21 protein-coding genes and 1 tRNA gene are annotated in these 26169 nt (G+C 44.3%); 15 read left to right on the top strand and 7 right to left on the bottom strand.

The window, feature by feature from the left end; genetic code table 11:
- Window positions 1–297 precede the first annotated feature (297 nt).
- Together QUB10_RS15115 and QUB10_RS15110 are read left to right on the top strand one after the other, a co-directional pair.
- A complete protein-coding gene (locus QUB10_RS15115) occupies window positions 298–1188 on the top strand; it encodes a phosphate/phosphite/phosphonate ABC transporter substrate-binding protein (RefSeq protein WP_333203305.1) in 891 nt (296 codons plus the stop codon).
- A 146-nt stretch (window positions 1189–1334) separates the two neighbouring features.
- Window positions 1335–3242 (top strand): ATP-binding protein, encoded by a 1908-nt coding sequence (locus tag QUB10_RS15110; RefSeq protein WP_333203303.1) that lies wholly within the window; start codon window positions 1335–1337, stop codon window positions 3240–3242.
- A gap of 280 nt (window positions 3243–3522) precedes the next feature.
- Here QUB10_RS15110 and QUB10_RS15105 read toward each other — a convergent pair.
- Window positions 3523–3607, bottom strand: a tRNA-Leu gene (locus tag QUB10_RS15105).
- A 198-nt stretch (window positions 3608–3805) separates the two neighbouring features.
- Between QUB10_RS15105 and ndhL the strand changes: the two genes are divergently transcribed.
- The 6 genes from ndhL to QUB10_RS15075 all read left to right on the top strand — a co-directional run bounded on the left by ndhL (window position 3806) and on the right by QUB10_RS15075 (window position 10191).
- Complete coding sequence (gene ndhL / locus QUB10_RS15100) at window positions 3806–4021, top strand: NAD(P)H-quinone oxidoreductase subunit L (RefSeq protein WP_193972727.1); 216 nt, start codon at window positions 3806–3808, stop codon at window positions 4019–4021.
- Window positions 4022–4327, top strand: coding sequence for a DUF3007 family protein (locus tag QUB10_RS15095; RefSeq protein WP_333104690.1), 306 nt, complete (start codon window positions 4022–4024; stop codon window positions 4325–4327).
- A 212-nt stretch (window positions 4328–4539) separates the two neighbouring features.
- Window positions 4540–5337, top strand: coding sequence for a tryptophan synthase subunit alpha (trpA, locus tag QUB10_RS15090; protein ID WP_333203301.1), 798 nt, complete (start codon window positions 4540–4542; stop codon window positions 5335–5337).
- A 488-nt stretch (window positions 5338–5825) separates the two neighbouring features.
- Window positions 5826–6473 (top strand): DUF6658 family protein, encoded by a 648-nt coding sequence (locus QUB10_RS15085; protein ID WP_333203299.1) that lies wholly within the window; start codon window positions 5826–5828, stop codon window positions 6471–6473.
- 847 nt (window positions 6474–7320) lie between these two features.
- On the top strand, window positions 7321–7533 hold the full coding sequence (locus tag QUB10_RS15080; RefSeq protein ID WP_333203297.1) for a hypothetical protein: 213 nt from the start codon (window positions 7321–7323) through the stop codon (window positions 7531–7533).
- A 252-nt stretch (window positions 7534–7785) separates the two neighbouring features.
- The gene (locus tag QUB10_RS15075) at window positions 7786–10191 is read left to right on the top strand and encodes an ATP-binding protein (RefSeq protein WP_333203306.1); all 2406 of its coding nucleotides are present in this window, start codon (window positions 7786–7788) and stop codon (window positions 10189–10191) included.
- A 270-nt stretch (window positions 10192–10461) separates the two neighbouring features.
- On the opposite strand, the gene QUB10_RS15070 is transcribed toward QUB10_RS15075, so the two are convergent.
- On the bottom strand, window positions 10462–11796 hold the full coding sequence (locus tag QUB10_RS15070) for a serine/threonine-protein kinase (RefSeq protein ID WP_333203295.1): 1335 nt from the start codon (window positions 11794–11796) through the stop codon (window positions 10462–10464).
- 91 nt (window positions 11797–11887) lie between these two features.
- On the bottom strand, window positions 11888–12883 hold the full coding sequence (locus QUB10_RS15065) for a pentapeptide repeat-containing protein (RefSeq protein WP_333138160.1): 996 nt from the start codon (window positions 12881–12883) through the stop codon (window positions 11888–11890).
- 43 nt (window positions 12884–12926) lie between these two features.
- Between QUB10_RS15065 and QUB10_RS15060 the strand changes: the two genes are divergently transcribed.
- Window positions 12927–13214, top strand: a complete 288-nt coding sequence (locus QUB10_RS15060; protein WP_333203293.1) for a hypothetical protein — start codon at window positions 12927–12929, stop codon at window positions 13212–13214.
- Here QUB10_RS15060 and QUB10_RS15055 read toward each other — a convergent pair.
- On the bottom strand, window positions 13198–14889 hold the full coding sequence (locus QUB10_RS15055; RefSeq protein ID WP_333203291.1) for a hypothetical protein: 1692 nt from the start codon (window positions 14887–14889) through the stop codon (window positions 13198–13200). The genes QUB10_RS15060 and QUB10_RS15055 overlap by 17 nt on opposite strands.
- Window positions 14890–15096: 207 nt before the next feature.
- On the opposite strand from QUB10_RS15055, the gene QUB10_RS15050 reads away from it, so the two are divergent.
- A complete protein-coding gene (locus tag QUB10_RS15050; protein ID WP_333203289.1) occupies window positions 15097–16596 on the top strand; it encodes an NAD(P)/FAD-dependent oxidoreductase in 1500 nt (499 codons plus the stop codon).
- Between the two features lie 134 nt (window positions 16597–16730).
- Entirely contained in the window at window positions 16731–16952 is a 222-nt protein-coding gene (locus QUB10_RS15045; RefSeq protein WP_333203288.1) for a hypothetical protein, read from the top strand.
- A gap of 251 nt (window positions 16953–17203) precedes the next feature.
- Here the strand turns inward: QUB10_RS15045 and QUB10_RS15040 are convergent, their stop codons facing one another.
- Entirely contained in the window at window positions 17204–18214 is a 1011-nt protein-coding gene (locus QUB10_RS15040; protein ID WP_333203286.1) for a leucine-rich repeat domain-containing protein, read from the bottom strand.
- Window positions 18215–18392: 178 nt separating this feature from the next.
- Between QUB10_RS15040 and QUB10_RS15035 the strand changes: the two genes are divergently transcribed.
- The gene (locus tag QUB10_RS15035) at window positions 18393–18866 is read left to right on the top strand and encodes an ABA4-like family protein (RefSeq protein ID WP_333203284.1); all 474 of its coding nucleotides are present in this window, start codon (window positions 18393–18395) and stop codon (window positions 18864–18866) included.
- Between the two features lie 234 nt (window positions 18867–19100).
- Here QUB10_RS15035 and QUB10_RS15030 read toward each other — a convergent pair whose 3' ends face one another.
- Window positions 19101–22022: a GAF domain-containing protein gene (locus QUB10_RS15030; protein WP_333203282.1), complete on the bottom strand. Its 2922-nt coding sequence runs from the start codon at window positions 22020–22022 to the stop codon at window positions 19101–19103.
- A 199-nt stretch (window positions 22023–22221) separates the two neighbouring features.
- Between QUB10_RS15030 and QUB10_RS15025 the strand changes: the two genes are divergently transcribed.
- A complete protein-coding gene (locus QUB10_RS15025) occupies window positions 22222–23412 on the top strand; it encodes a transposase (RefSeq protein ID WP_333203280.1) in 1191 nt (396 codons plus the stop codon).
- A gap of 187 nt (window positions 23413–23599) precedes the next feature.
- The gene (locus QUB10_RS15020; RefSeq protein ID WP_333203278.1) at window positions 23600–24763 is read left to right on the top strand and encodes a quinone-dependent dihydroorotate dehydrogenase; all 1164 of its coding nucleotides are present in this window, start codon (window positions 23600–23602) and stop codon (window positions 24761–24763) included.
- 261 nt (window positions 24764–25024) lie between these two features.
- Here the strand turns inward: QUB10_RS15020 and QUB10_RS15015 are convergent, their stop codons facing one another.
- Complete coding sequence (locus QUB10_RS15015; protein WP_333203276.1) at window positions 25025–25252, bottom strand: hypothetical protein; 228 nt, start codon at window positions 25250–25252, stop codon at window positions 25025–25027.
- A 279-nt stretch (window positions 25253–25531) separates the two neighbouring features.
- Here QUB10_RS15015 and QUB10_RS15010 point away from each other — a divergent pair, with 279 nt between their 5' ends.
- Window positions 25532–26164, top strand: a complete 633-nt coding sequence (locus tag QUB10_RS15010) for a transaldolase family protein (RefSeq protein WP_333203274.1) — start codon at window positions 25532–25534, stop codon at window positions 26162–26164.
- The last annotated feature ends 5 nt before the right edge of the window (window positions 26165–26169 follow it).

The raw sequence follows: 26169 nt of genomic DNA, 5'->3' as shown, positions 1-26169 counted from the left end.
GTCCCGCCCGTCCAAAAAGGACGGGCGGGACGCCCATCCCACAATAACAATTAAAATTGTAAGTTATTTAATTAGCGCTCCTGAGTTAAAGCTGGCAGCGTTTCATGAGTTAAGTTTACAAGATCCGCGGCCTGATACTCGCAACCATAAAACCCCTCGATAAAAATTTTCTTAATAATTTTGCCACAACAGTTGACTGAAGCTTAACCAACGGATAATCTATTTTAATGAAAGCTTATTCCAAATAGCTTATAATACTTATGCAATTTTCAACTGCCACTAAAACTCCTATAAATTATGAAGCGGCGGCATTTTGTTGGGTTATCGCTATTGTTTGTAGCAAGCTGTTCTACAACAGTAAATCAATCTAATCGCACTTCTTCCAGTTTGGCCGTAAGTGAACCTGAAACCCTTGAATTTGCTGTAACTGATGTTCAGGGTGCAGAAGATTTACAGCAAAATTATCAAACCTTTCGGACTGTTCTGGGAAAAGTTTTGGAGAAAAAAATTGAATTTTTCCCAGTAGATAACTATATAGCCGCAGCCGTAGCTCTCCAGTCGGGTCAGCTAAAATTAGCTCTAACAGGGCCATCTGAATATGTGATTATGCGGGCCCGGACAAATGCTGTTCCCATCATTGCCATCACCCGCCCGGACTATCACTCACTTATTCTTGTTCGTGCCAATAGCGAGATTAAGTCAGCAGCACAATTGAAAGGTAAAACAATAGCTATGTGGGAAGCAGGTTCAACCAGCGGTCATTTAGGGCCTACTAAAATTCTCCTCGACGCTGGATTAAATCCCCAAACTGACATCAAAATCTCAATGTTGGGTAAAAATGGTTTACAGGCTCTCAAAAAGGGTGAAGTTGATGCCTTAGCACTCGGTTATACAAGATATAAAGACTTGCTCAATAGCGAGGGTTTATCTGAAAGTGAGTTTCGGCTAATCGCAACAGGACAACCCTTGCCTAATGATTTGTTTGTAGCTAGTAGCAATCTGCCTATTGTTGTTGTTGAAAAAATGCGCGCTCGCCTGGTAGAAAATCAAGATAAGCTAATTGAAGCAATTTTAGTTGGGAAAGCTAATGATAAGTATCAAGGAGCTAAACTGGTGCCAGCAAACGACAGTGATTATAACATGATTCGTGAAGTTTATAAAGCCATTGGTCAGGGGAATGTCTTTTAAGGTTAAATTTTATCTAATACCCAATTTGTAGTAGAGCTTTAGCCCTTAATTCATAAACTATAGGGAATATTCCCTACTACGAATAAGAGACTTTATTTATGTGCATTTACTACTAAAGTTGTTAAAATTTAGCTCAGGTTGCCAGTATGCAAAAGTTTGAACAGGGAGAGAATAGGGCTGTGAGGTTCAAAAACCTTATCGTAAATAGAGGAAAAAATAATGTCCCTGTCACTGAAGGATCTCGCGACATTAAAAATCCTCTCAAAAAAACTCCCTTCACTGCAATTAACCGTTTCATTTCTCGCTTGAGCATTGCCCAAAAAATTAATTATGGCTACTCCCTAGCAATTGGAATAGCCGTACTAGGAACCACAGGGGGAATGATCTGTGGAGACTATTACCAAAAGCAAGCTTTCCAAGCTTTAACCTTCGCCGACGAGCAACAAGATTTGCTCAGGGATTTAGAATATTCCGTGCAGGCAGTGCAGTCACATCCCAAACGGCTAATCTCTGTCTTGGGAGATTCAATCTGGTTTGAATATGAAACTGCTAAGTTCTCGAAAGATGTTAATGCAGTTAAAAAAAATATTGCAGAAATAGACACTTTTAGTGAAGAATACTCGGAAGAATTAGCAGTAAATTATGCTGAATTAAAGGAATTATTAGACGGTTACACAACTGCGACAGATTCGTATTCTAAATTGCTCACCTCTTTTTGGAAAGAAATAGCTCCCTCCTCACTAAAACCAGAGGACGTTAAACAGGCGCAGCAGCAAGTATTGGATTTAATCAGAGGGGATAGAGCAGTTAAGCTCGATGTTCAGTTTGAGCGGCTCTCAGAGAGTTTGAGCTTGATGACACAAGTAGCTAAGGCACAGCAAAGACAAGCCTACATTAATTTTAATATAGCTGAGAAATTGCGAGTGCAAATCATCGTAGTGAGTATGTTAGTGTCAGTTGTGATCGCTACTTTTCTAGCCATCTGTACCAGTCGCGCGATCGCCATCCCTATCCAAGCTGTAACCAGCGTGGCTAAAACTATTACTCAACAAGCAAATTTTGATTTGCAAGCACCTGTCACCACAGAAGATGAAGTAGGAACCTTAGCAAAATCCATCAATCAATTAGTTCAATGGGTAGCAGAATACACCCATGAATTAGAGCTGGCTCGCCAAACTTTGGAAGAGCGAGTAGAAGAAAGAACAGAAGAGCTTACAGTAGCGCTTCACCAACTAAAACACACCCAAACCCAGTTAATCCAAACCGAAAAAATGTCCAGTTTAGGGCAGATGGTGGCAGGCGTAGCCCATGAAATAAACAACCCTATTAACTTTATTCACGGCAACCTAGAATACGCCAACGAGTATGTTATAAACTTGCTGAATTTACTTCGTCTCTATCAGCAGGAATACCCGCAACCCACAAAGGCGATCGCAGAAGAAATCGCAGAAATAGAACTAGACTTTCTCAGAGAAGATTTACTAAAACTGCTGGAATCTATGAAAATAGGTTCAGAACGCATCCGGCAAATAGTTTTGTCTTTGCGAAATTTCTCTCGCTTAGATGAAGCTCAAATGAAATTAGTTGATATTCATGAAGGCATTGACAATACACTGTTGATTTTGAACAGTCGGCTCAAGCAGGGAATTGAAGTTGTCAAAAACTATGGAGAGTTGCCCGAAATAGAGTGTTACCCAGCGCAGCTAAATCAAGTATTTATGAATATTATAGCAAATGCGATAGATGCACTAGAACAATCATCCCATGACTCTAAAAAAGGGAAAACTCCTCAGATTTTAATTCAGACCCAAAAGTTGGACAGTAGCCAAATTATGGTGCGAATTTGCGATAACGGCCCTGGCATTTCCCTCGCAATCCAAAGCAAGCTATTTGACCCATTTTTTACAACTAAAGCACCAGGAAAAGGCACTGGTATCGGACTGGCAATTTGCTACCAGATTGTGGAAAAACATCGGGGGAAAATAGAGGTAATTTCATCTTTGGGAGGGGGAGCAGAGTTTGCGATCGCACTCCCCGCCTCATCTCAAACTTGAAGCTAGATATTGTCTATTTTGAGGACATTAATGTGTTAACGACGGCACATAATTTGTTATTCGACTATTTAAACTCAGCTCCGACAGCCGCCCAATTTCCAGAACCAGCCGATTTGCTCAAGGAGTTGAAAGCCTGACGCAAAAAGTCCGGGGCGAACTGGGCAGATATAGAGGCGCTTTTGGACATAGTAAAAAACCATTAGCGCGAAAATTGAGCGGAAAACAGAAATCTTGGTGACAATAAGTCTGAAACCGTTGAATCACAAACGATTGAAATGGATGGGGGCGGAGGGACTTGAACCCACACGACCGTTTCGGGTCAACGGATTTTAAGTCCGTAGCGTCTACCATTCCGCCACGCCCCCCTTTGGTCAAGCTGCTGTGGTTTTGAGCCACTAAGAGCAACAGCCTTTTATTCTACAGGCAAAACCCCAATTTACGCAACCCCTAATCAAAAAATTCCCAAAAGTCGCGCTGGATCTCCGCAAGCGGTACAATAGTTAACCAGCTAACGGAGCGTGTCAACTGACTTACCCGTGTTATTATTCCCCTAAAGCAAATCTATGTATATTACCTTACTGCTTTACGCCGTCTTGGCAGGAGCCTACCTCCTGGTAGTACCCGCGGCCACCTACGCTTACCTGAACAGCCGCTGGTACGTCGCTACCTCTTTTGAGCGTGGCTTCATGTACTTCTTGATGTTCTTCTTCTTCCCAGGTATGTTCCTCCTAGCTCCGTTTTTGAATTTTCGGCCCAAACGGCGGCAGATAGAAGCCTAAATGCGACGTATTGACGTAATTGGAATCAGTGTCGGCTTTTTTGTAGCAGGTGGGTTTGTCTACTTGCTACTGCAATTTGCCGGACTCGACAGCATGAATGCAGGGATTTGGAGTCAGTTATTTTTGGTCGCCGGCTTGATTGGCTGGCTGGTGACTTATTTATTTCGAGCACTGACTCAAAATATGACCTACAGCCAGCAATTGCAAGACTACAAAGAAGCTGTCTTGCAGAAGCAGCTAGATGCACTCACTCCTGAAGAATTAGCCAAACTTCAAGCCGAAATTGAACAGGAAAAAGATAATTAGTCATTAGTCATTAGTCATTAGTCATTAGTCATTAGTTATTAGTTATTAGCAATCAACGGTGAAATAAAGACTGCCGACTAAAAGCTAAGGAAGATGAATATAGACCGCCAAGTAATGATTGCTGACTAATGACCGCTGACTAATGACTAATGACCAATGACTGATGACCAATGACTGATGACCAATGACCAATGACTGATGACTAATAACTAATGACTATTTCTAATTGTTTTGAAAAGTTACGCAAGAACCACCAATGTGCATTGATTCCTTTTATTACTGCTGGCGACCCAGACTTGGAGACAACGGCTAAAGCACTGCAAATTTTGGATGATAACGGTGCAGACGCGATCGAGCTTGGCGTTCCCTATTCTGACCCGCTAGCTGACGGGCCGGTGATTCAAGCCGCTGCTACAAGGGCTCTACAGCGGGGAACGCGGTTAGATTCGGTGCTGGAAATGGTAGCGAAAGTTAGTCCGAATTTGCGATCGCCCATCATTCTCTTCACATACTACAACCCGATTTTGTACCGAGGTATAGAAACCTTCTTGCAGCAAATCAAAAGTGCTGGAGTTCAGGGATTGGTTGTACCAGACTTGCCCTTAGAAGAAGCCGACAGTCTCATTCAGCCTGCCAACAAATTAGGGATTGAACTAACATTATTAGTTGCTCCGACAAGTCCCAAAAGTCGTATAGAAGCGATCGCTCGTCAGTCTCAAGGATTTATTTACTTAGTCAGTGTGACGGGGGTTACGGGAGTACGCGAAGGCTTAGAAACGAGAGCAAAAGAGTTGCTGCAAGAACTTCGCACCGTCACCGACAAACCCATCGGCGTCGGGTTTGGTATATCGAAACCCGAACACGCTCGCCAAGTGAAAGAATGGGGTGCAGATGCTGCGATTGTTGGCAGTGCTTTTGTCAAACGCTTGGCCGAAGGAACTCCAGAACAGGGTTTAGAGGCGATCGGCGAATTCTGCAAAAGTCTAAAAACAGCGATTCAAAATGCTTAGTAAGTGTGCACATACTTTCAGCCATTAGACAGATGTGTGCGATCGGGATGTGTCGCCACAATTGCGATTAAAGACCTTGTTGTACTTGAGATCATAAACCACCTTCCTTCTAGTTCCTGACTAGAAGGTTTTTTTTTGAGCCGAACACGCACAACATTTCAACATAGTGCGCGCATGGAGAACCAAACAGCTATCTAGGGAAACGACTTTGCCTTGTCCGGCGCAGGGTGTGCGGACTTTGAATAATTTCTAGAAGCTCGAAGATTGTCCATTCCGTCTTCCTTCTTCCGTCTTCCGTCTTCCGTCTTCCGTCTTCCTTCTTCCTTCTTCCTTCTACTACAACTTAAGGAATGTAACTTGGGATAGATGAAAAGCTACGGTTTCTATTCGTATACTTAAAAAAGTGTTTAAGTGCCTAATTTGGTAAGGCTAGACATCAACAAAGCCACCAGGCATTTGAGCATCTCACAATAGAAAGGAGCATTTTTATGAACAGACTAACTGCATTTCTCAAAAAAATTCGAGCTGTACAAATTTTAACCGTGTTTCTGGCTGGCATTTTAGTATTTGTGAGTACGGCCTGCAGCGGCCCTGGTGTGGCGGCAGGAAAAACTGATGTGATGGCAGGAAAAGCTGATGCGAGGGTAGGAAAAACTGCCGACAAAATTAGAGAAGAAGTACCGACCGGGGCTGTAACGTCCGAATTCAAAGGCGGCATGAACGACTACCCCGATGTCGATCCCAGAAACAAAAAGATGACAACAACAGAAGCAAAAGCTGATCTTCTCAAAGAGCAAGCGCAGCACCGCATTGACACGAAATCTAGCAACAATGTAGGCGAAAACGTGCGTCGGGTAGCGGACGATGCGCCTGACAAACTCACCCAAGTTGGTGACAAGGTGAAGGACGATGCTCGCACCGCCCAGCGCAAAGCTGATGACTTTGGCGACAAAACCAAACAAGGCTTTGCTAATCTTAAAGAAAACACTCGCGAAGGCTTGAAGGGAGCAAAAGATATTGTTAAAGAAGCCACGCAAGGAGCAAAAGAAAGAGTATCAGAGGGTACTGAGTCTCTGAGATATGGTACCAGCGGCGGCCAAGAAAATATCAATGATGCAGCACGAGATGCAAGATAGAATGCTCAAGATGCCTCAGACAATATTTGCTAGAAAGTGAATCTAGATATTGACTGACCTCAACGAGCGGCAAAAAGAGCGACAGACGACTAATCTCAAATAACGCTGTTTCCTTCTCGGTAAGCTACATTCCGACAGGGGTTATAACCCCTGTCGGAATCTAGGTAAAGTCAATCGATTTTAGATTTTAGATTTTAGATTTTAGATTTTAGAATTGAAGCATTGACTTGCGCGAGATAAATTCGGGGGCTCCTTTATCGGATACAGGTTTTTTATTCCTGGGTCCTGAGTCTGCTTTCGGAATGAATCCGAGGGCTTGTATCCTGGATGCTTTCGGTCATCTGAAGACTACTGCCTATTACTATTTGATTTGGTTTTAATCCCTGGGAGGGCTATTAGCCCGGAAGTAGAGTGCAGGGGGGTTTCACCACAATGCAACGGCCCTGTCCTTTTCTAGGGGGGAGTGGAGTGCTACTCCTTTCACGACGGATTTTTTATTATTTCTATACATTGTATTTTCATTTTTTAATGTAAAATTTTTCCATATAGTAGCGTCCATTGGGGCGATCGCGCTATATTAAATTCACTTAATTAGCAATTGTATTTTTAAACACAGGATACTGCGGTGTTTCTACGGTATTTCGCGTTAATTGAATCGCATTTGAGATTAACAGCAGAAACTTATACGTAAGTAAAAAGCTTTAATCCCGATCGCCAAAGTATAAAATGTTGTTCGTTAACAGATAATTGGAATTTTCGATCGGGGGATCAAAAATTATGCGGTTTATGCCCTAAGATAGATACACTAAGTTTTGTCAAGCTAATGTCGGAGTTGAGGTCAGCCGATATGGAGGCAACAGTAGATGTAGTAGATGGGACTGCGGTATTACCGGGATATCGCTCGATGCTCGCGCAATTGTACACAGATTCTCGATCGGCTATCGATCCGTTCGTGCGCGAGAAAGACCGACAACCCGCCGCTAAAATTCTCAAACCTACGTCGTGGTGGCGGAGGATTTCCGGGACGCGGTGCTGCCAAAATCCCAAAAAGTTACATTAGCTACCGTTAATGGGATCGGGAGAAATAGTCCTCAACAGAACAGACATTCTCGACGAACTTGAACGCAGACCGATTATTTACAAATACATTAAACATTCCAATCTTGCAATTAATCTTGACTGTTACCTGCCAGATGGAGGTGTATAAATTTTAGGAAAAATAGGCTAAGGATTCGGGATATATTCGAGGCGTAATCCGTAGCCAATCGACAGGGGAAATGGAGTCAAACCTTATCTTGGGAATTCTGTTTTGATGCTAGTAACGATGATGCACGACTTTTATGATGCGCTGGCAGATTTGGCACTCTATGCAGATGCCACACCGGCGGAGCGCCAACAAATCCTTAAGCGCGTTCAGGCTAGTCAGAAAAAACTCAAAGAATTCGCGCACCATACGCCGATAAATTACCAACACAAGTTCGATCTGATTGAGGCAGAATTGCTCGGCGTTTTGGGACAGACAGCAGAAGCAATGGAACTGTACGATCGAGCTATTACCGGAGCTAAAGCTCACGAATATGTCAATGAAGAAGCTCTGGGCTGCGAACTCGCTGCTAAGTTTTACCTATCATTGGGAAGAGAAAAAATTGCCAGACTCTACATGATAGATGCCTATGATTGCTATGTCCGCTGGGGAGATAGAGCAAAAATTGACGACTTAGAAAAACGTTATCCTCAATTATTAAAACAGATTTTAGAACCCGCAAAACTCCATGCAAATTCCTTAGCAAATTTTCCAACACCTGCTGGGCAAAATCAATCCCTTCATCCATCCATTCCTCCGTCTGTTTCGGCGAGCGTCTCAGATTTCGGGAATTTTTCAACACTGCTAAAAGCTTGTCAATCGCTCTCTAGTGAAAGAGAACTCGATCGACTGATTGCCAAACTGATGCAACTGGCGATGAAAAATACAGCAGCTAACAAAGGGGCGCTGATTTTGGCAAACGGCAATCAATGGGAAATCGCGGCTACAAGCGCGATCGACAATTCGGGACTCGAATGGGCGATCGACTTATCATCCGCAAAACTCAATGACAACAGCGATATCTTGCCCCTTAAAATTGTTGACTGCGTTAAAAATTTATTGAAACCTGTGATTGTTCGGGATCTCGCTCAACAACATGATTGGGATTCCGACTCCTACATCCTCAAATATCAACCGCAGAGCCTGTTGTGTTGGCCGATTCTCGATCGCGGCAACTTAGTCGGCATTTTGTATCTGGAAAATCGCTTAACCGCCAGAGTTTTTACCCGCGATCGCCTGCAACTTCTCAACCTCCTGTCTTCCCAGGCAGCCATCTGTTTGCAAAATGCTCTGCTATATAAAAAATATCAGGATTACAACCTACAATTAGAGCGATCGCTAGTAAAAATTAGCCGAACCGAATCTCAGCTTGCAGATCAGAAAAAAATGCTCCAAGCGATTCTTGATGTCGCTCCGATTTGGATTTGGATGGTGAATCTCAGTGGTAAAGTACAGTTTTTGAACAAGACATTTTCTCAAGATGTGGGCGTGCCTCTGAGCGATTTCCTAGCTGTCGATCATTATAAAGATATACTGGGGGAGAATGCAGCGGGCTGTCTGGTTTCCGATGCCGCCTGCCTTGCTCAAGATTTGCCGCATTACTCCAGCGAAATTCTCAGACTTGTTGACGGCAAACTACACGATTTAGAAATCACGAAAGTGCAGTTAAAAAATTCCCAGGGCGAGACAATCGGGATTATTGGTTTGGCTGTGGATGCCACCGATCGCAAGCGAGCAGCCGAACTTTTGCAAGAGCAAAATCAACAGCTAGAAAGAACTTTAAAAAATTTACAACAAGCACAACTGCAAATCGTGCAAAGTGAGAAAATGTCTGCCTTGGGTAATTTAGTCGCCGGAGTCGCCCACGAAATTAACAATCCGATTGGGTTTATTTCTGGCAATTTAAGCGAAGGTAAGAGGAGTTTGGAAGATGTTATCGAACACTTAGAATTGTATCGCTCCGGTGCATCGCAATCGGAAATAGCCGAGCACGCCGAAGAGATAGACCTCGATTATCTTTTGGAAGATTTACCGAAGATGATTGATTCAATGCAACTTGGGTGCGATCGCATTTGCAGCATCAGCAACAGTTTGCGTACCTTCTCGCGAGGCGACAAAGACTACAAAGTTCCTTTTAATATTCACGAAGGCATTGATAGCGCTATTTTAATTTTGAAACACCGTCTCAAAGCAAACGAACACCGCCCGCAGATCGAAGTGATAACTAAATACGGCAATCTCCCTAAAATCGAATGTTTTCCCGGTCAATTGAATCAAGTTTTCATGAACCTACTTGCCAATGCGATCGATGCCTTAGAAGAGTCAAATATAGGACGCACTTTTAGCGAAATTACCGCCAATCCCAACCGCATCACGATTTGCACGGAGCTAGTCGGCGAAGGGTACATTAAAATTAAAATTGCTGATAACGGCACCGGAATCAAAGAGGAAATTAAACAGCAGATATTCGATCATTTGTTCACGACGAAAGGTGTCGGAAAGGGAACTGGCTTGGGGTTGACAATTGTCCACCAGATTGCGGTAGAGAAACATGGCGGAAGCATTGAGGTGAATGGCGAGCCTGGAGTTGGCACTGAGTTTGCGATCGTTTTGCCTGTGAAGGGAGAAAATTGAATTCAAATTCAATGTTTTTTGGGCGATCGTGTAATAAGATATACTGACTTTAATTCGGGTCTTTTTTTGAAAGCCTTGGCATAACTCTTTTAAAGTAGCATCAATTTTTTGATCAAGCAGTCTGGTTTACAAGCTGTTGCTACTGTACTTAATGAACCTGGAATCTGCTGTATGTTAGACACCCTATAAGTGAGCGCGTCACCCATTTTTAGTTGGGAGATGTCTATTATACAAAAAAAATTAATCACCACGGCTTCGCCCTACAAAAATTTATCTTAAATTTAACCAATCTTGAATTTCTTGCGCTAACCAAGCCGCCTCAACCTCTGTCAAATTTTTTCCTAAAACATAAAAGTAAGTTCCCATATCGTTACCGGCACGAATCTTGATTTGATTTCCCGAAAGAGAGTTATTGTGAATGAAAGCACCCAAGATTTCTGATATTTCTCCTGTTTCTTGTAAGTATTTACACCCCAATACCTGATGTGTTATTTTAAAAAATTTGCGATTAAATTTAACTTGCTTTATCTCAAAAATAACCTTAACTAATAAACCTATTATAAGTACCGAAATTACTACCCCTATGCTCAATTTTCCTGTTAAAAAGGGAATAATTGTCGGGATGAATGTCATTAGCATTACTGTTCCTAGATAAGCAGATAATAAAGGCTTTCTGACTAAGACAGCCGGAATTTTAATGTGTAACTCCGTCGCTGATTTGCTAACTTGAATGCGACTGTAAGGCGGTTTAGCAATTTTCCTAACAGTCTCAATTTGAAGATTAGCCCCTTGTATGTTTCCCGATTTCAAAGCTGCTAAAGCCTCTCTAGCCAGGGGGAAACGCTTTTCTAACCCGATTTCCGTCATCTTCTCAATCCAGCTTACCAAAGTAGGATTGACACTCACGCGATCGCTAAACTGAATCCGAGAATCTTTCTGTGGTAAATCCGCAGGAGTCGCCCCCGTTAACAAATGAATTAAAGTAGCTCCCAAAGCATACAAATCCGAAGCCGCCACCGCCCGCCCCCAAAACTGTTCTAAGGGTGCATAGCCACTCGTTCCTACAACTGTAAACGTTACGCCTGTCACCGCCGCTTGAGCTTGTACCGCACCAAAATCTACTAGATAAACCTGCTGATCTTCCCCCAAAATTAAATTACTCGGCTTAATATCTCGGTGCAAAACCGGGGGGCTTAATTCATGCAAATAAATTAAAATTTCTAGCACTTCAGTGGCAATTTCTCGTACTTTTTTTTCGGAAAAACGCTGACCATTTTCTAATAATTCCTGAAGTGAAAATCCCGGAATATAATCTTGCACTAATCCAAACCAAGGCAATCCTGCTCCCGCTTCCCGTTCAAGGGAAAAATAATCTCGATAGCAAGGAATTCGGGGATGATTTAGCGCCTGCAAAACTTGTGCTTCTCGTTCAAAAAGCTTGAGTTCTTCCCACTGCATTTCCGGGCTAAAAGCTAACATTTTCAGCGTCACCTGTTCTTGAGACTCTAAATCTACTGCTAGCCAAGTTTGATGACCGGCTGCTGTGCGTCCTAAACGCTGTTGCAATTGATAACGTTCTTGTAAAATCTTTCCTGAATCTAACACAGCATTGCCCTCTTTTTTTTAATTATATGAAATTCCCTTAAGTATTAAATTAATTATTTGGCCGAGAGCGTTAAATGGCTAGTACAAGTAATTATCCGTGGATTTCTCCATTCGGCATAATTGTACCGCGCCACTGAGCACCCGTTAAATTAGCAGTGCTCAAATCTGCCCTAATCAAATTTGTGCGGTGCAAAATTGCCTCCCGAAAATCTGTTCTAGCCAGGTAAGCATCAGTCAGATCAGCTTCACTCAAATTTGCCTGATTCAAATTAGCTCGACTCAAATCAGCCCTCACCAAATTAGCTCGACTCAAGTCAGCCATAACTAAATTAGCATTGCTCAACTTAACATCAGGAAGAAATGCACCCCGCAAGTTAGCGCCCGCAAATTCGGCATCAATTAACACAGCTCTTTCCAACTTAGCATTTGTCATTACAGCCCAGGAAAAATTTGTTTCTACCAAAGTTGCTTCAGTCAAAAATATGCCATCTAAAATAGCTTCGCTCAAATTCGCCTGAGTCAGATTTGCTTCCCCCAGAGATGCTTCTGTCAAATTCGCGTGACTGAGATTAGCTTTAGTCAAATCGGCACCTTGCAAATTGACGCCCCGCAAATCTGCACCTTGCAAATTTGTACCCCGCAAATTTGCACCCTCAAAAATCCGTACCTCCTTCCGCAAATTTGCACCCCGCAAGCACGCCCCGCGCAAATCTGCACCTTGCAAATTCACACCTCGCATATCTGCATCGCTCAAATTTGCATCAATAAAAACTGCCAAAGAGATGTTGGCTTTGCGAAAGTCTGCACCTTGCAAAGTCGCTCCGTGGAAGTCTGCATCAGACAAATTTGCTCCGCTCAAGTTCGCTTGATTTAAGTTAGCACCGCACAGCTTCGCATTAGTTAAATTTGCGCGCTGAAGGTTAATTCTGCTCAGGTACGACATCGCTAAGTTTGCACCCCAGAGGTCAGCATTACTTAAATTGACGCCAATTAAATCGGCACCGCTCAGGTATACCCCTCTGAGATTCATACCTTGAAAATCTAGTTCTCCTGATGTATATCGCCTTAAAATTTCGCTGGCATTCATATTTTTGTTTTGTTGGTAATTAGGTACAATCGGGAGCATCTCAATGAAAGCAGCAAAGCTCGAAATTGGAATTAGGAGTCAGGAGCCAGGAGCCAGGAGAAAAGAGTCAGAAGGAAGAAGAAAGAAGTGTTTTTGCAAATATGAGATGCTCCCGGTACAATCTGCTATTTCTAGGCTGCTTAAATTTCTGTTCGCGCAGGCGGACTTAGTTTTTGTAGCGCCAGACTTTAGTCTGAGAAATTTGATGAAATTTATTGAATTTCAGTTTACGCAGGCCGACTTAGTTTGTGTCACCCCAGACTTGAGTCGAGCATTTAATGAGTTGGATTGACAAATTCTTGAGTCCAAAAGACTGTTTTGCTGCCTAACTGTCGCCCGTGAATTTTCACATGAGTAAGATATTTTGATTTTAAAGTACACAGTTTTTTGTGAATGTAGGTAGCTGTAGGGTGTTGGTTTGGTACTTCAGCAGACTCCAGAATCACATGGAGCCAACCGTCTTTAAATCCCGCTGTAGCAGCAATTCCTTTAGGATGTAGCAATTGATTGATCAATTGGGCGATCGCCTTTGGCTTGCCTTGTTTTGCCATTTCCAGAAGCTGATACTGATTTGCTTTATGGCTAGAGTTTTCCGGCGGTAGGTCGGAAATATTGTCAACCTGAGTTTCTGTGATTTTAGAAGGATATTTTCCGCTTTCTTTTGACTCCAATTCAATCAAAATTTCCAGCAATTTATCGGTAAACTTCTGAACTTTCCCTACATACTCTCTGAGGTTTTTATATTTCCAGTACAAACGCTCCTCTACACTTCCCGTAGAAAATTTTCCGTTCAAAGCAGCTTCTAACTGGGTGAATATATTTTCTATTTGCACCGTTGCGGAGTTAGCGCTTTGACTGACTAATTCTGCCATTTCTTCTTCCAATCCCAACTTTCGTTTGATGGAATCGCTAATATTTATAATAACAGGAGCCGCCGGTTCGGAAATTTCGATAATAGTCGGCATTTCTGCAACTGGGAATGTTTCTACCATTTCCTGTATGAACTCGGTAGCATAATTATTGCTGGTTTCGGGTTCTTTAAACGGTAGATTTTCTGCCGTGTCCGGCACTAAGTAACTCTTCTGGGGGTCATAATGATAGTGAGGTGGAGCAGCTTGAAGGATGTGAGTAATCTCGCCTGGATCAAAAGAATCGGTGCGCCTGTCCACCATCTCGCTCTCTTCATAAACACTGTTGTTTAAATGTGTCTGATCGTAATCTTCACTACCCGAAGATTCGGCTTCATAGGATTCTTCCTGTTGCATTTTTGCGTAACAAGGATTCATCGCTTTGATGATTACGCTCGCAGCTTGGTCGTTTTCATCTCTGTTATCGAGATTGCTAGCAGTTCTGTATAAATGAGATTCCAGTTCGCCTAGGCTGCCACAGACATTAAACAGTTGTCGCAGCAGAGTGTCAAGTTCTTGAGTTTTCAGCAGTAGCCAGTCGCGATCGCTAAAAGTGAACTCGTGATAAAGACTCGAAAAAATTAGGATTTTCGCCCTCAGCGGATTTGTTTGCTGCAAAATTTTTTGTCTGACATCAAATAAAGAGCCGGGGTTTCTTGTCCTTTCTTCGCTGCTGGGTATTTCCGAACTAAAGTGCTCTTCAAATGCGGGAGCTTCCTGACCGCCAAAACTAGATATGTTTACTTCTAATTTGGTGAAGTCTTCAAATTCATACAGCCTGCTAAGTTGACAGATTATGAGGTCTGCTACTAAAGCATACTCGGTTTTTTTATTAACCTTAGAGACTATACTGTTTAAAACTGCTTCAATATCTTCTAACCTGCTGTATTTGGCGCACAGTTCTTCGATTAAAATCCTTACATCGGCGCTGGCGAGTTGGGCCGGGTCGTTTTCCCAGAACTCTTTACAAGCAAAAAATATTATTTTTTTAATGCGCGAGATATTCACGTCTTGTTCTAATTCGCGAACAACTTCATCTAAAATAGATAAAGCTTTCATAGTTTTCCTCCCATAAAAATACCCTGTCAGTCGATTTTAGATTTTAGATTTTAGATTTTAGATTTACTTGCAGCGCCGTGAATCTGGGAACCAGAACTTGAGTCTAAAATTTTAGTATCTCCACTCAGGAGCGTAGGTGGCACGGTACCCGTTTTTGGGCGGGTCAACACTCAGCAAGAAATAATACAATTATACCACATTTGATAAATGCAAGACTTTGATGCGATCGTAATTGGCAGCGGTATTGGGGGCTTAGTCGCCGGCTCGATGCTAGCTCGTTACGGCAAGCGGGTGCTCGTCTGCGAGAGCCACATCATAGCGGGCGGCGCAGCTCACAGCTTTTCGCGCCGAGGATTTCACTTTGATTCGGGGCCTTCTTTTTATTGCGGTTTGACTGACCCCCGGTCGTTCAATCCTTTGCGGCAAGTTTTTGATGTTTTGGAGGAATCGATCGCAGCAATTTCTTACGATCCGCTGGGGCATTACCATTTTCCAGAGGGAAGTTTACCGATTTATGCTGATGCGAGAAGTTACTTAGATGCTGTAGCTAAATTCGCACCGCAAGGTGCTGTAGAATTACAGCAATTTCAACAAAACTTATTAGTTTTGTATGAAGCTTTGCGTGGAATTCCGGCTTTAGCACTGAGATCCGACTGGCAGTTGATACCTGTTTTGCTGTCTCGGTACTCGCCTGCTTTGCTGAAGCTGTTGCCGCTAGTAGGTGCGATCGCGGGTTCTGCAGGTTCCTTGATGGATCGCGATGTGCGCGATCCTTGGGTGCGGCGTTTGATCGATTTGGAGTGCTTTTTGCTGTCGGGTTTGAAAGCGCACGGAACTGTCGCGCCGGAAATAGCTTTTATGATTGGCGAACGATCGCGCTGTGCGATCGAATATCCTGTAGGTGGCAGCGGTGCGATCGTCGATGCTTTAGTGAGAGGTTTGCAGCGCTGGGGAGGAAAGTTGCGCCTGGGAACTCCCGTCGAGCAAATATTAGTTGAATCCGGAAAAACCACAGGCGTTCGCTTGCAAAATGGCGAAGTTATCCGCGCCCCAATTGTCATTTCAAATGCCACAATCTGGGATACTTATACAAAATTACTGCGCCCTGAAGATTTGCCGGAAAGCTACCGAAAAAACGCTTTGTCGATGCCAGCAGTAGACAGTTTCATGCACCTGCATTTAGGAATTAAAGCCGAAGGACTCGAATGTTTAACCGGCCACCACGTCGTCGTTCACGACAGCAAGATTGACATTACATTACCCGGAAATACTTGCATGATTTCGATTCCTACAGTGTGGGATGCAACTCTCGCGCCGCCCGGACATCACGCCATTCACGCTTATACATTGGAACCTTACGAAGGTTGGGAATATGGCGAATTGTATCAACAGAAAAAGCAAGAGCGATCGCAATCTCTGTTTCAAGCTTTAGAAAAAATTATACCCGATTTGCGATCGCGGATAGTCTTAGAGTCGATCGGCACACCGCTAACCCACGCCCGATTTTTACGCCGATATCAAGGAACTTACGGGCCTGCAATTGCCGCCGGAAAAGGCACATTTCCCGGCCCGCAAACACCAGTCAAAGGCTTGTATCGCGTGGGAGACAGCACCATGCCCGGAATTGGCGTCCCCGCCGTCGCAGCATCGGGTATTTTGTGCGCGAATACTTTAGTAAATTCGGATGTTACAGCACAATTTTTGTAAGCGAAGGAAGTTCGGCAACGGATTATGTAACGGATGTAACGGATGTAACGGATGTAACTCACATCTTGCACCATTGTCAATAAACCTTTTATGAACAGGCTTTTCGGCCTGTTCCACAAAAAAATTTATCTCTTGTGGAACAGGCATCTTGCCTGTTCTTGAGAATGGTGCAAGATGTCAGATGTAACGGATGTCAGGAAGAAGGAAGTTCGGCAACGGATTATGTAACGGATGTAACGGATGTCAGGAAGAAGGAAGTTCGGCAACGGATTAACTGGTTCCCCGCCTCTGGCTGGGAACCGAGATCCAGAGGCTCTGCCTCGCTGGCAAAAAAACAGGAGGCTGAGCAAGAGTGAAATGCGTTCCCAGCCAGAGCCTGGGAACGATGAAAACGAGGAAAAAACTACTTTTTACAAAATCTGCCTGCTGCCAAAACTGATTATCCACCAGCGGCAAAAGCGCCCATAATTGCGATCGACAAAGCCAAACCTGGCAACAGCAGCAATCCTAACATCAAAGCATCGTGTCCGCTCATCACTTTCTCCTGATATTGACCTTTGACATGATACTCTATAAACTGCTATCTTGCCTCGACCTTAATAATTAATTAAAACCGGCAGATTGATTCAGGATTGACAGGGCAAATTTTATTAACAATGGGATTCCCGCGCAAGTCCAGGGTAGTCAACTTTTGCAAAGATTGCAGGGAACTGATATCCGAGATTTGATTGTTGTACAAGTCTAGTAAAAATAAATTATTTAAAGCTTGTAGCGCGCTGCTATCCGAAATCGGATTGTTGAACAGATAAAGTTCAGTCAAATTAGTTAAGGATTTCAGCGGACTGATGTCTGATATTTGATTGTTACCGAGGTTAAGTTCAATTAAATTAGTGAGTGATGTCAAAGGACTAATATCTGATATTTTATTTTGGAATAAAACCAATTTATTTAAGTTTGTTAGAGATTCCAGCGGAGTCAGGTCAGATATTTCATTTCCGAATAGAAACAGCGTTTTGAGATTTTTCAAGGAAGCCAGCGGGGTGATATCCGATATTTTATTATTGTAAAGGTAGAGTGTCTGGAGTTCAGTTAAATTTTCCAGAGGAGCGATATCTGAAATTTGATTTTTGTAGAGAATCAGCGCCTTTAAGTTAGTTAACTTTTTCACCGGAGTGATGTCGGAAATTTTGTTGTCAAACAAGACAAGTGCGGTAAGATTCGTTAGACCTGCTAAGGGACTGATATCTGATATTTGATTGGTATCGAGAACGAGTTGAGTCAGATTTATTATAGATGAAAGCGGACTGATATCTGATATTTGATTAACATCCATAATCAGAGTTTTCAGGTTAGTTAAAGATTGCAGGGGAGCGAGGTCAGATATTTGATTACTGCCGAGGATGAGATTAGTAAGTTGAGTGAAGGATGAGAGGGGGCTGATATCGGTAATTTGAAGATTTTTGAGGTTAAGTTCTGTTGTATTAGAAAGCAGTTCGTTAGCTCGATCGCACTCGGCAGTATCTGATAATTGCAACAGTATTTCTACCGTATGTTTAGCATCAAGCGAGAGATTCTCTTTTTGCTTGCACCAATCGGGAAAGTTATTATAATTTGTCATGGGCTGTGCTGCCTTAATCGATTTTAGATGCGAGATTTGAAATTTTAGATAAGTATAGCAATTCTATTTCATTTGTGAATGAGATTTTTTTCGGGTTTTGAGAAATTTTGGCAAAAATTGTGTAAAGTAATCTTAACATCCTTAATTGCATTGCATTCGCAGGAGCCAAGAGCCAACTATGACACCAGAACTAATTTTTAATGTCGGTAATCTGTTCGTTGTGCCTTTCTGGGCAATTATGATTTTATTACCAAACTGGGGAATTACCCGAAAAGTAATGAATTCCTTTATTCCGTTTGCAGTGCTAGCCGTTTTGTACATATATTTGTTTGGTAGCAGTCTGACTGCGGAAAATGCGGCTGCTTTATCCAATCCTAAGTTAGCAGATATTGCTAAGTTTCTGGGGGAAGAAACGGCGGCTGCTACGGGATGGATACATTTTTTAGTGATGGACTTGTTTGTCGGGCGCTGGATTTATTTGGAAGGACAGCGGACAGGAGTTTGGACGGTTCATTCTTTGGCTTTGTGTTTTTTTGCTGGGCCGATGGGATTGCTTTCTCATATTGTAACTGCTTGGATTACTCAAAGGTTTTTCCCGAGTTCTGAAAGTCTTTCAGGGGCGGACAAGATGCCCACCACACAAGAAAATTGATGTATTGTGGAACGGGCCGCTCGTGCCCGTTCGTCCCTAAGAAGGGCGCAAGATATCAATAACAATATAGAGCGTAGCTAAACCCGCTCCTTGTATTTTGAAAGAGGTAGATGGCGGTTTAATGTTGGGTGGGGGCGGGTTTATGAGATTATGGGTTTTAGGCAATTATTGTTGGTGAAACCCGCCCCTACAATCCTCGATCGCAGGTTGGGATTTTTACAATATTGGGCAATATTAAGAATGGGCTAGGGGCAGCACTAAACGAGCCACAATTAAATTGTTTTCTAACATTTCTATAGAAAAGTTTCCCCCCATTAAGCGTACCGCTCGCTGACAAATTAAGAGATTTTGCACGATCGACCTATGGGAACTAGAAACCGCTAATATATCGGGTTCGGAATCGCCGTTGAAGGCTGCAATGAAGTGTCGATCGCACGCGCCGCTATCGATCACAGACAATTCTAACAAATCTTCCCCCAACAACTCAGAGCGAATCTCAATCTTGGCGCCCACAGCAGAGCGCCTGCAAGCCGTCGCCAGCAATTCGCACAGGATCAAATCCAGCTTGATGCTGTCCCCGCGAACGCTCAAAGTCTGACCCGCAGGCATCGACACAGCAGCTTCTCTGTGCACTTCCAGCAAGACTTGCGACTGTTTGACCAGGGGGGCAGTTCGATCGAGCGATCGCCTCAGCCAAGCGCTCACAGGCACCGCATCTTGTCCGAATTGCAGCCGCCACTGCTCCTGTTTCAGCAGCAAATGAGTTGACCCCACAGCATTGCCAATGTGTCGCAAAACCTGTTGGTAGCGCAAAGTTTTCAGAGCATCCTTTTGCTCCTTCGCCGACTGCAAAATCGACTGACTCAACTCCCCCAACTCCTTCACCCCCGCTCCCACAGTGCGGTAAAAGTCCTCAAAACGGCGCTGTTTGTACCAGTTGAGCAGCTCCAGATCCAATCGCTGCGACTCGGCGGCCGATTGCACGGCCAAATACCTGCGCCACCAAGCCAACTGAGACGCCATCGAGCTGAGTAAACTCACCGACAACTCCGACCACTGGCGGCCCGGAGCGTCCGCAGCCACCACAATGCCCGCCGCAGCGTGTTCTGGGGCAGTCTGCAGCGCCACCGTCATAATCTCGCCAATTCCCGGGCTGCGGAGCCACCGCTTCGTCGCCAGGGGCAGTTGGCTCGTGCTCTGTTGCACCACGCAGTTAGCAGCCAGGGTTTGTTGGATCAAGGCATCTGTTTTGACAGGAATCACCGCCTCGGGATTGAGGGCAAATACAGGATTGGCAGCTACCGTCGCCACGATGGAACCTTCCTCGTCACCGGGATTCCAAGTAATTACGGCTACTAAAGGACAGGAAATTGTCTGGGAAACGTGTTGAGCAAAGTTACGATCGAGCTTTTGTAGTGGCAACTCTGGGAACATCGTCGGTGAAGCAGCAGATATCGGTTCCTCAGATTGCTCATCAGGAGAATGGTGCAAAACCGCCAAACCCGATTTGAGCGAGCGTTCAAATTGCTGATATTTGTCGATTGCCGAACTCTGCTGCCACGAGTGCAGGATCAATCCGAGTTGTTCGCCCACTAGCCGAACTAATTCTTGCTCCGATCGCCTCCAAGTGCGAGTTGCACTGTGCCCGACAACCAGCAAACCCTCGATCGATTTGCGATTGGCGATTTTTGATTTTAGATTGGGGTTTTCTCCCTCTGCCTTTTTCGCCCGAGTGCTCGATGCCAACAGCGATCGCACCCCAGCTTCCCCCAACACTTCCCGCCAAGCGCCCAGCCGCCCATCTTCCTCCCAATTTTCAATAGCCAGAGGTGCACTTGCTTGCAACAGCCCCACGTCAGCCACATCCAGGGCGTTGAGTGGCGACGGCACTGCCCTGCGGTTGCGGGGCAGATTTTGGCAGACAATTTCAAAGCGATTTTGTTCTTCGCCGTACAGCAGCAGCAAAAAGTATTCGCATTTGAGCCGATCGCACAACTGTTCGGCGGTATTTTTCAAAGTCGCCTCCCAGTCAGCATCGCTGTAGATGGCGTGAGCTATTCCGGCAGTTAAATCTCGATCGATCTCAGTTTGTTGAATTTTCTCCTCCATCTCCGACATAGGAGCCGTCAGAGCCACTAACTGCGCCACTCCCCGCAGGTAATGCTTTTCATTATCTTGCCAAATCCGGGGCTCGCCGGCTTCGACTGCCAAAAATCCCAACAATTCCCCTTCCGAAACAATCGGCGCAGCCAACAGAGAGCGAGCGCGGATTTGCTGCATCAACCGTCCCGTCAGCTCAGTTTTCAGAGAACTTTGAGATTCACCGATCCAAACCATTTCTTCCCTGCCCAAAGCCTGATAAAATTCGCCCAAGTCTTGAACGGTGATGCCCGAAGCCGGTCGGGCCGGCCCGCCCAAACCCGGAGTAACTTCGCGGTTGCTGACTCGGCGCCAAAAATAGCGTCGCTCTCGCTCGAACCAATAAACATTGGTGCGTGTCGGCTCGATAAATTCATGAGTTTGTTCGACCACCGCTTGCAAGTATTGGTCGAGCGATCGCAATTCCCCCAACTGCGAAATCAGCGCTAAAAGAGACTCATCTGGGTGTTTAACTTGTTGTCGCTGCCAGTCTTTTTCTATTTGGTAAAGAGCAGTTGCCAGCGCTCCAAATACGATCGCCAACTGCGTTTTTTCCCCCGACTTGGGCGACGCTCCCCATACCTCAGTTCCGAGCAAAATCACGCCGTAGCAGCGGTCTTTGTAGCGCAGCGGAAACAGAGTCGTGCCTTGAATATTGAAAGTTTGAGCTGCTTTGCGCCATTCTCCGGCTCGGTTTTCCGATCGCAAATCCGGGACTCCCACCGGCCGGAGCTGAATCACCACTTGTTCCAGCAAATCCCCTGGGCTGAGGGCAAACCGCTGTTTGAGAAAAGACAGGTCGCCGTTAGGAGTTATGCCGCCTTTCCCGAACAATCTGTGGGCCTGTCGATCGTACAACCCGATCCAAATCAACCGCCAGTCAAATTCCGCTTGCAAGTAACCGAGTGTGGTCGAAAGTAGCACTTCAACATTCTCCTCTTCTCGGAGAGTCAGGAGAACGCGCTCTAGGGTCGCGATTTGTTCGTCTAAATCCTTTGGTCTTTGCTGCTGCCCCATTTCCAAGCTTCCCCGCACCTTTGTATAATTTAAAATTACTAACTTAAAAATTCCAAAAATTAAAATGCCAAAGAATCAACTTATCAAAAATTCTGGGTTTAAAACCCTGTCCTTCTAGGACGGCTTTAATTGTAAACTTTCATTGCATACTCACCCATTTTGTGCTGACTGCGATAGCATAAAAGTGGAGGTAAGAGCAATGCTAGTTTTTGAGTTTAAAGCTTACGGAAAATCAAGTCAGTTTAACGCGGTAAGCGAAGCAATTCGCACTTCTCAGTTTGTTCGCAATAGCTGCTTACGCTATTGGATGGACCATCCTAAAAAGAATAAATACGACTTGAACAAATACTGCGCTGTACTGGCAGCGACTTTTCCGTTCGCTGACGAGCTCAACTCCCAAGCAAGGCAAGCAAGTGCCGAACGCGCTTGGGCAGCTATCTCTCGGTTCTACGAAAACTGCAAGAAAAAGGTTCCTGGTAAAAAAGGGTATCCGCAGTTCCAGAAAGATTGTCGCTCCGTTGACTATAAATCGACTGGGTGGAAACTTGCAATCGACAGAAAGTCGATAACTTTTACCGACAAAAAAGCAATCGGCAAGCTCAAGCTCAAAGGTACGCGAGACTTGCATTTTTATCAAGTCAGCCAGATTAAACGAGTTCGACTGGTAAAACGTGCTGATGGTGTCTACGTCCAGTTCTGCATTGATGTTAACCGACAGGAAAAGACAGAACCAACAGGTAATACGATTGGACTAGATGTTGGATTGAAAGAATATTACACCGATTCAAACGGAGTCACGGTTGAAAACCCTAGATTCCTGAGAAAAGGTGAACGTGTTCTTAAGCGCAGTCAGCGTGGAGTATCAAGAAAAGTAAGAGGTTCAAAAAACAGAGGCAAAGCCAGACAGATTTTAGGTAAGCGCCATCTCAAAATAAGTAGGCAGCGTAAAGACCATGCCGTGAAGTTGGCAAGGTGCGTAATTCAGTCAAACGACTTGATAGTCTACGAAGATTTGAGGATCAAAAATATGGTGCAAAATCATTGTCTAGCTAAGTCTATTAACGACGCATCTTGGTATCAATTCCGTGTTTGGCTTGAATATTTTGGAAAAGTATTTGAGCGCGTAACGGTTGCGGTAAGTCCGCAATATACCAGCCAAGAATGCTCTAGCTGCGGTGAAATGGTCAAAAAAACACTATCCACCAGAACTCACGCTTGTAAATGTGGATGTCTGATGGATAGAGATTTTAACGCCGCTAGAAATATCCTAAGTCGGGGATTGGGTACGGTAGGGCATACCGGAACCTTTGCTCTAGAAGCAAGCAACGCTTTGGGAGAATTGACCTCTACTTTGGTTGGAGAAATCCTGCCTGAGCAAGTCAGCTCGTAGATCAAAGAATCCCCTCGCCTTGATAGCAGGGGAGTGTCAAAATATAATCGTCTCACTTATCCTTCAGTCTCAAACATTGGATAAAGTCGATCGAAGTTGAAGTAACAACCTCACCTTCACTGTCTGCTCGTGAATATTTTTATTTTCCTTCTCATTTCTAATTTGTAAATTGCCCCAGTACAAATCATTGGATATTTATCAATCAAGTGTACGCCCGCTGTTGTTTTCCGTATTGAAAACCGATGCCGAGTGGCTGCACAACCGCACTCTCCAAGTTCTAGAACTCGCAGCCAGAACCCAGTCAAACCCCGCCACCAGCCAAATGCTCTCTCGATTGCAGAAATCTTTGGGAGTCCAAGATTCTCGCCTCGAACAATCTTTATGGGGACTGAGCTTTAACAATCCTGTCGGCTTAGCCGCCGGATTTGATAAAAACGGCGTAGCTGCCGACATTTGGGCAAATTTTGGCTTTGGCTTTGCCGAACTCGGCACTGTCACTTGTCAACCACAGCCGGGAAACCCCCAACCTCGCTTGTTTCGCTTGACTCAGGACAGTGCAGCCCTCAACCGCATGGGATTTAACAATCAAGGAGCCGCGGCAATGGCAGCCCGGTTTCAGGCAGCACAGAAAAAGTCCCCACTCGATGCCCAGCGCCCCATGCCTCAGTCCCCGTTACCCTTGGGCATCAATCTCGGTAAATCTAAGGTAACACCGTTAGAGCAAGCCGCTGCCGACTATTTGGAGAGTTTTAAGCTGCTGAAAGATTGGGGCGACTATTTTGTAGTCAACGTTTCGTCTCCGAATACGCCTGGGTTGCGATCGCTCCAAGATGCTGCTGGACTTAGCACAATTTTGGAAATTTTGCAACAAGAAAATCAGGGAATCAAGCCAATTTTAGTCAAGATTGCGCCGGATTTGGAGCCAGAGGATCTCGTATCAATCCTTGACTTAGCAAAAACCTACCAACTAGCAGGAATTATCGCCACAAATACCACCATCCGCCGCGACGGATTGAAAACACAAATATTGCGAGAAACAGGCAAACCAATCGCCGAAGAAGCCGGGGGAATTAGCGGGCTTCCTGTGCGGGAGCGATCGACAGAAGTAATCCGATTTATCTGGCAATATACAAAAGGCGAATTACCCATAATTGGAGTTGGTGGCATTTTCACCGCCGAAGATGCTTGGGAAAAAATAGCCGCCGGTGCAAGTTTAATTCAAGTTTACACCGGTTGGGTTTACGAAGGGCCTTGGATGGTGCGTCGGATTCTCCAAGGTTTGCTGCAAAAGTTGGAAGAAAAAGGATTTAATTCGATTTCTGAGGCAGTAGGTTCGGAAAATATTAAGTAGCAAATATGGACACAACAATATTGTGTCTTTGGGGCGGATTGATAGCAACCGCCAAAACAGTTGATATCAATAAAAGTTTGATATTGGGAATTGGGCGAAGCCCAGGGATGAGGCATTGAGTCCCATCCGATTGGGAAATGGGAAAGCCTGTACTATAAAAAGCACAGGCTAGAGATTAGGAATTGGATGTTAAAACTTAAAGATTCATCGCACTCGGGCATAATACCAGTGTTTATTACCAATAACCAATAACCCAAAAATTTACTTGGGTTTAGAAAGTCCTGCCAGCGACCAAGTTAGACTCACCATCATTAACCGTGCTAGAGCCTTCAAACCATCTTCACCGTGATTTTCAAATGCTTGAGACTCAGTTTGAGAATTATCATTTTCTGGTAAGTCTTGAGGGGCTGATGCTGGTTTTTCAAACTCCGCTTTGTCACAAGATTCCTCAAGACTGACTTGTGACTGATGATTTTCTTTTTCTCTCATTTTATGAGTCACCTCCTTGAGTTACTGCATACATAACCCATACTACAAATATAAATTGTTTGTTTCCGGCATTTGGCGATCGAAGTTTTCTTACATGGCGATCGTAATCAGCAAGTGACGTGATACCCATCACTTAATTGTTATTTTTACTTCCTAGCGATGTTTTGACAAATCTGCTACAGTTAATACCTAACAATCAATTTGACGCTCACTGGCATCAAATTGAAACTAAGCCTCGGAAAACTCAGAATAAACTAAAAAAATAAAGGTGTAGAGCTGATGGGAATTTATCTCGATACTGCAATTGTAGCAGAAGCAAAAGAGGCGAGCCAGTTCGGCTGGCTTTCGGGAATTACTACTAATCCAACCCTCCTGGGAAAAAGCGATTTATCTCCAGATGTGACGCTCAAACAACTGGCGAAACTTATTCCTGGGGAAGTGTATTATCAGCTAACTGCATCTGATTTTGATGGCATGGTAGCAGAAGGAAAAGTGGCTTTTGAATTAATTGGACAGCAAACAGTTTTGAAAGTTCCAGCAACGGCGGCTGGTTTTCAAGCAGTAGCGCATTTGTCACCGGAAATTCCTTGCGCGGTGACAGCTATTTACAGCGCATCACAAGCAGTTGTTTCAGCAGAAGCGGGGGCAAAATATGCGATCGCCTACGTGAATCGCGCCACCAGATTGTTGGGAGACGGTTTTGCCTTAGTGCAAGAAATGGCAAATGTCTTGAAGAAAAGTAATACTGAAATTTTGGCAGCTAGCATTAAATCGCCGGAAGAAGCGGTGAAGACTTTATTAGCTGGCGCCCATCATTTAACATTGCCTTTTGACGTGTTGCAAGCAATGACAGTTCACGAATTATCGCAGCAAACTGTTGATGAATTTGCCAAAAACGGGCGGGGAATATGAGCTTG

It is taken from the genome of Microcoleus sp. B5-D4 (assembly GCF_036705145.1).
Classification (GTDB): domain Bacteria; phylum Cyanobacteriota; class Cyanobacteriia; order Cyanobacteriales; family Microcoleaceae; genus Microcoleus.
Note: the sequence above shows the minus strand (reverse complement) of the source record. Positions and strands in the feature narration are given on the sequence as shown.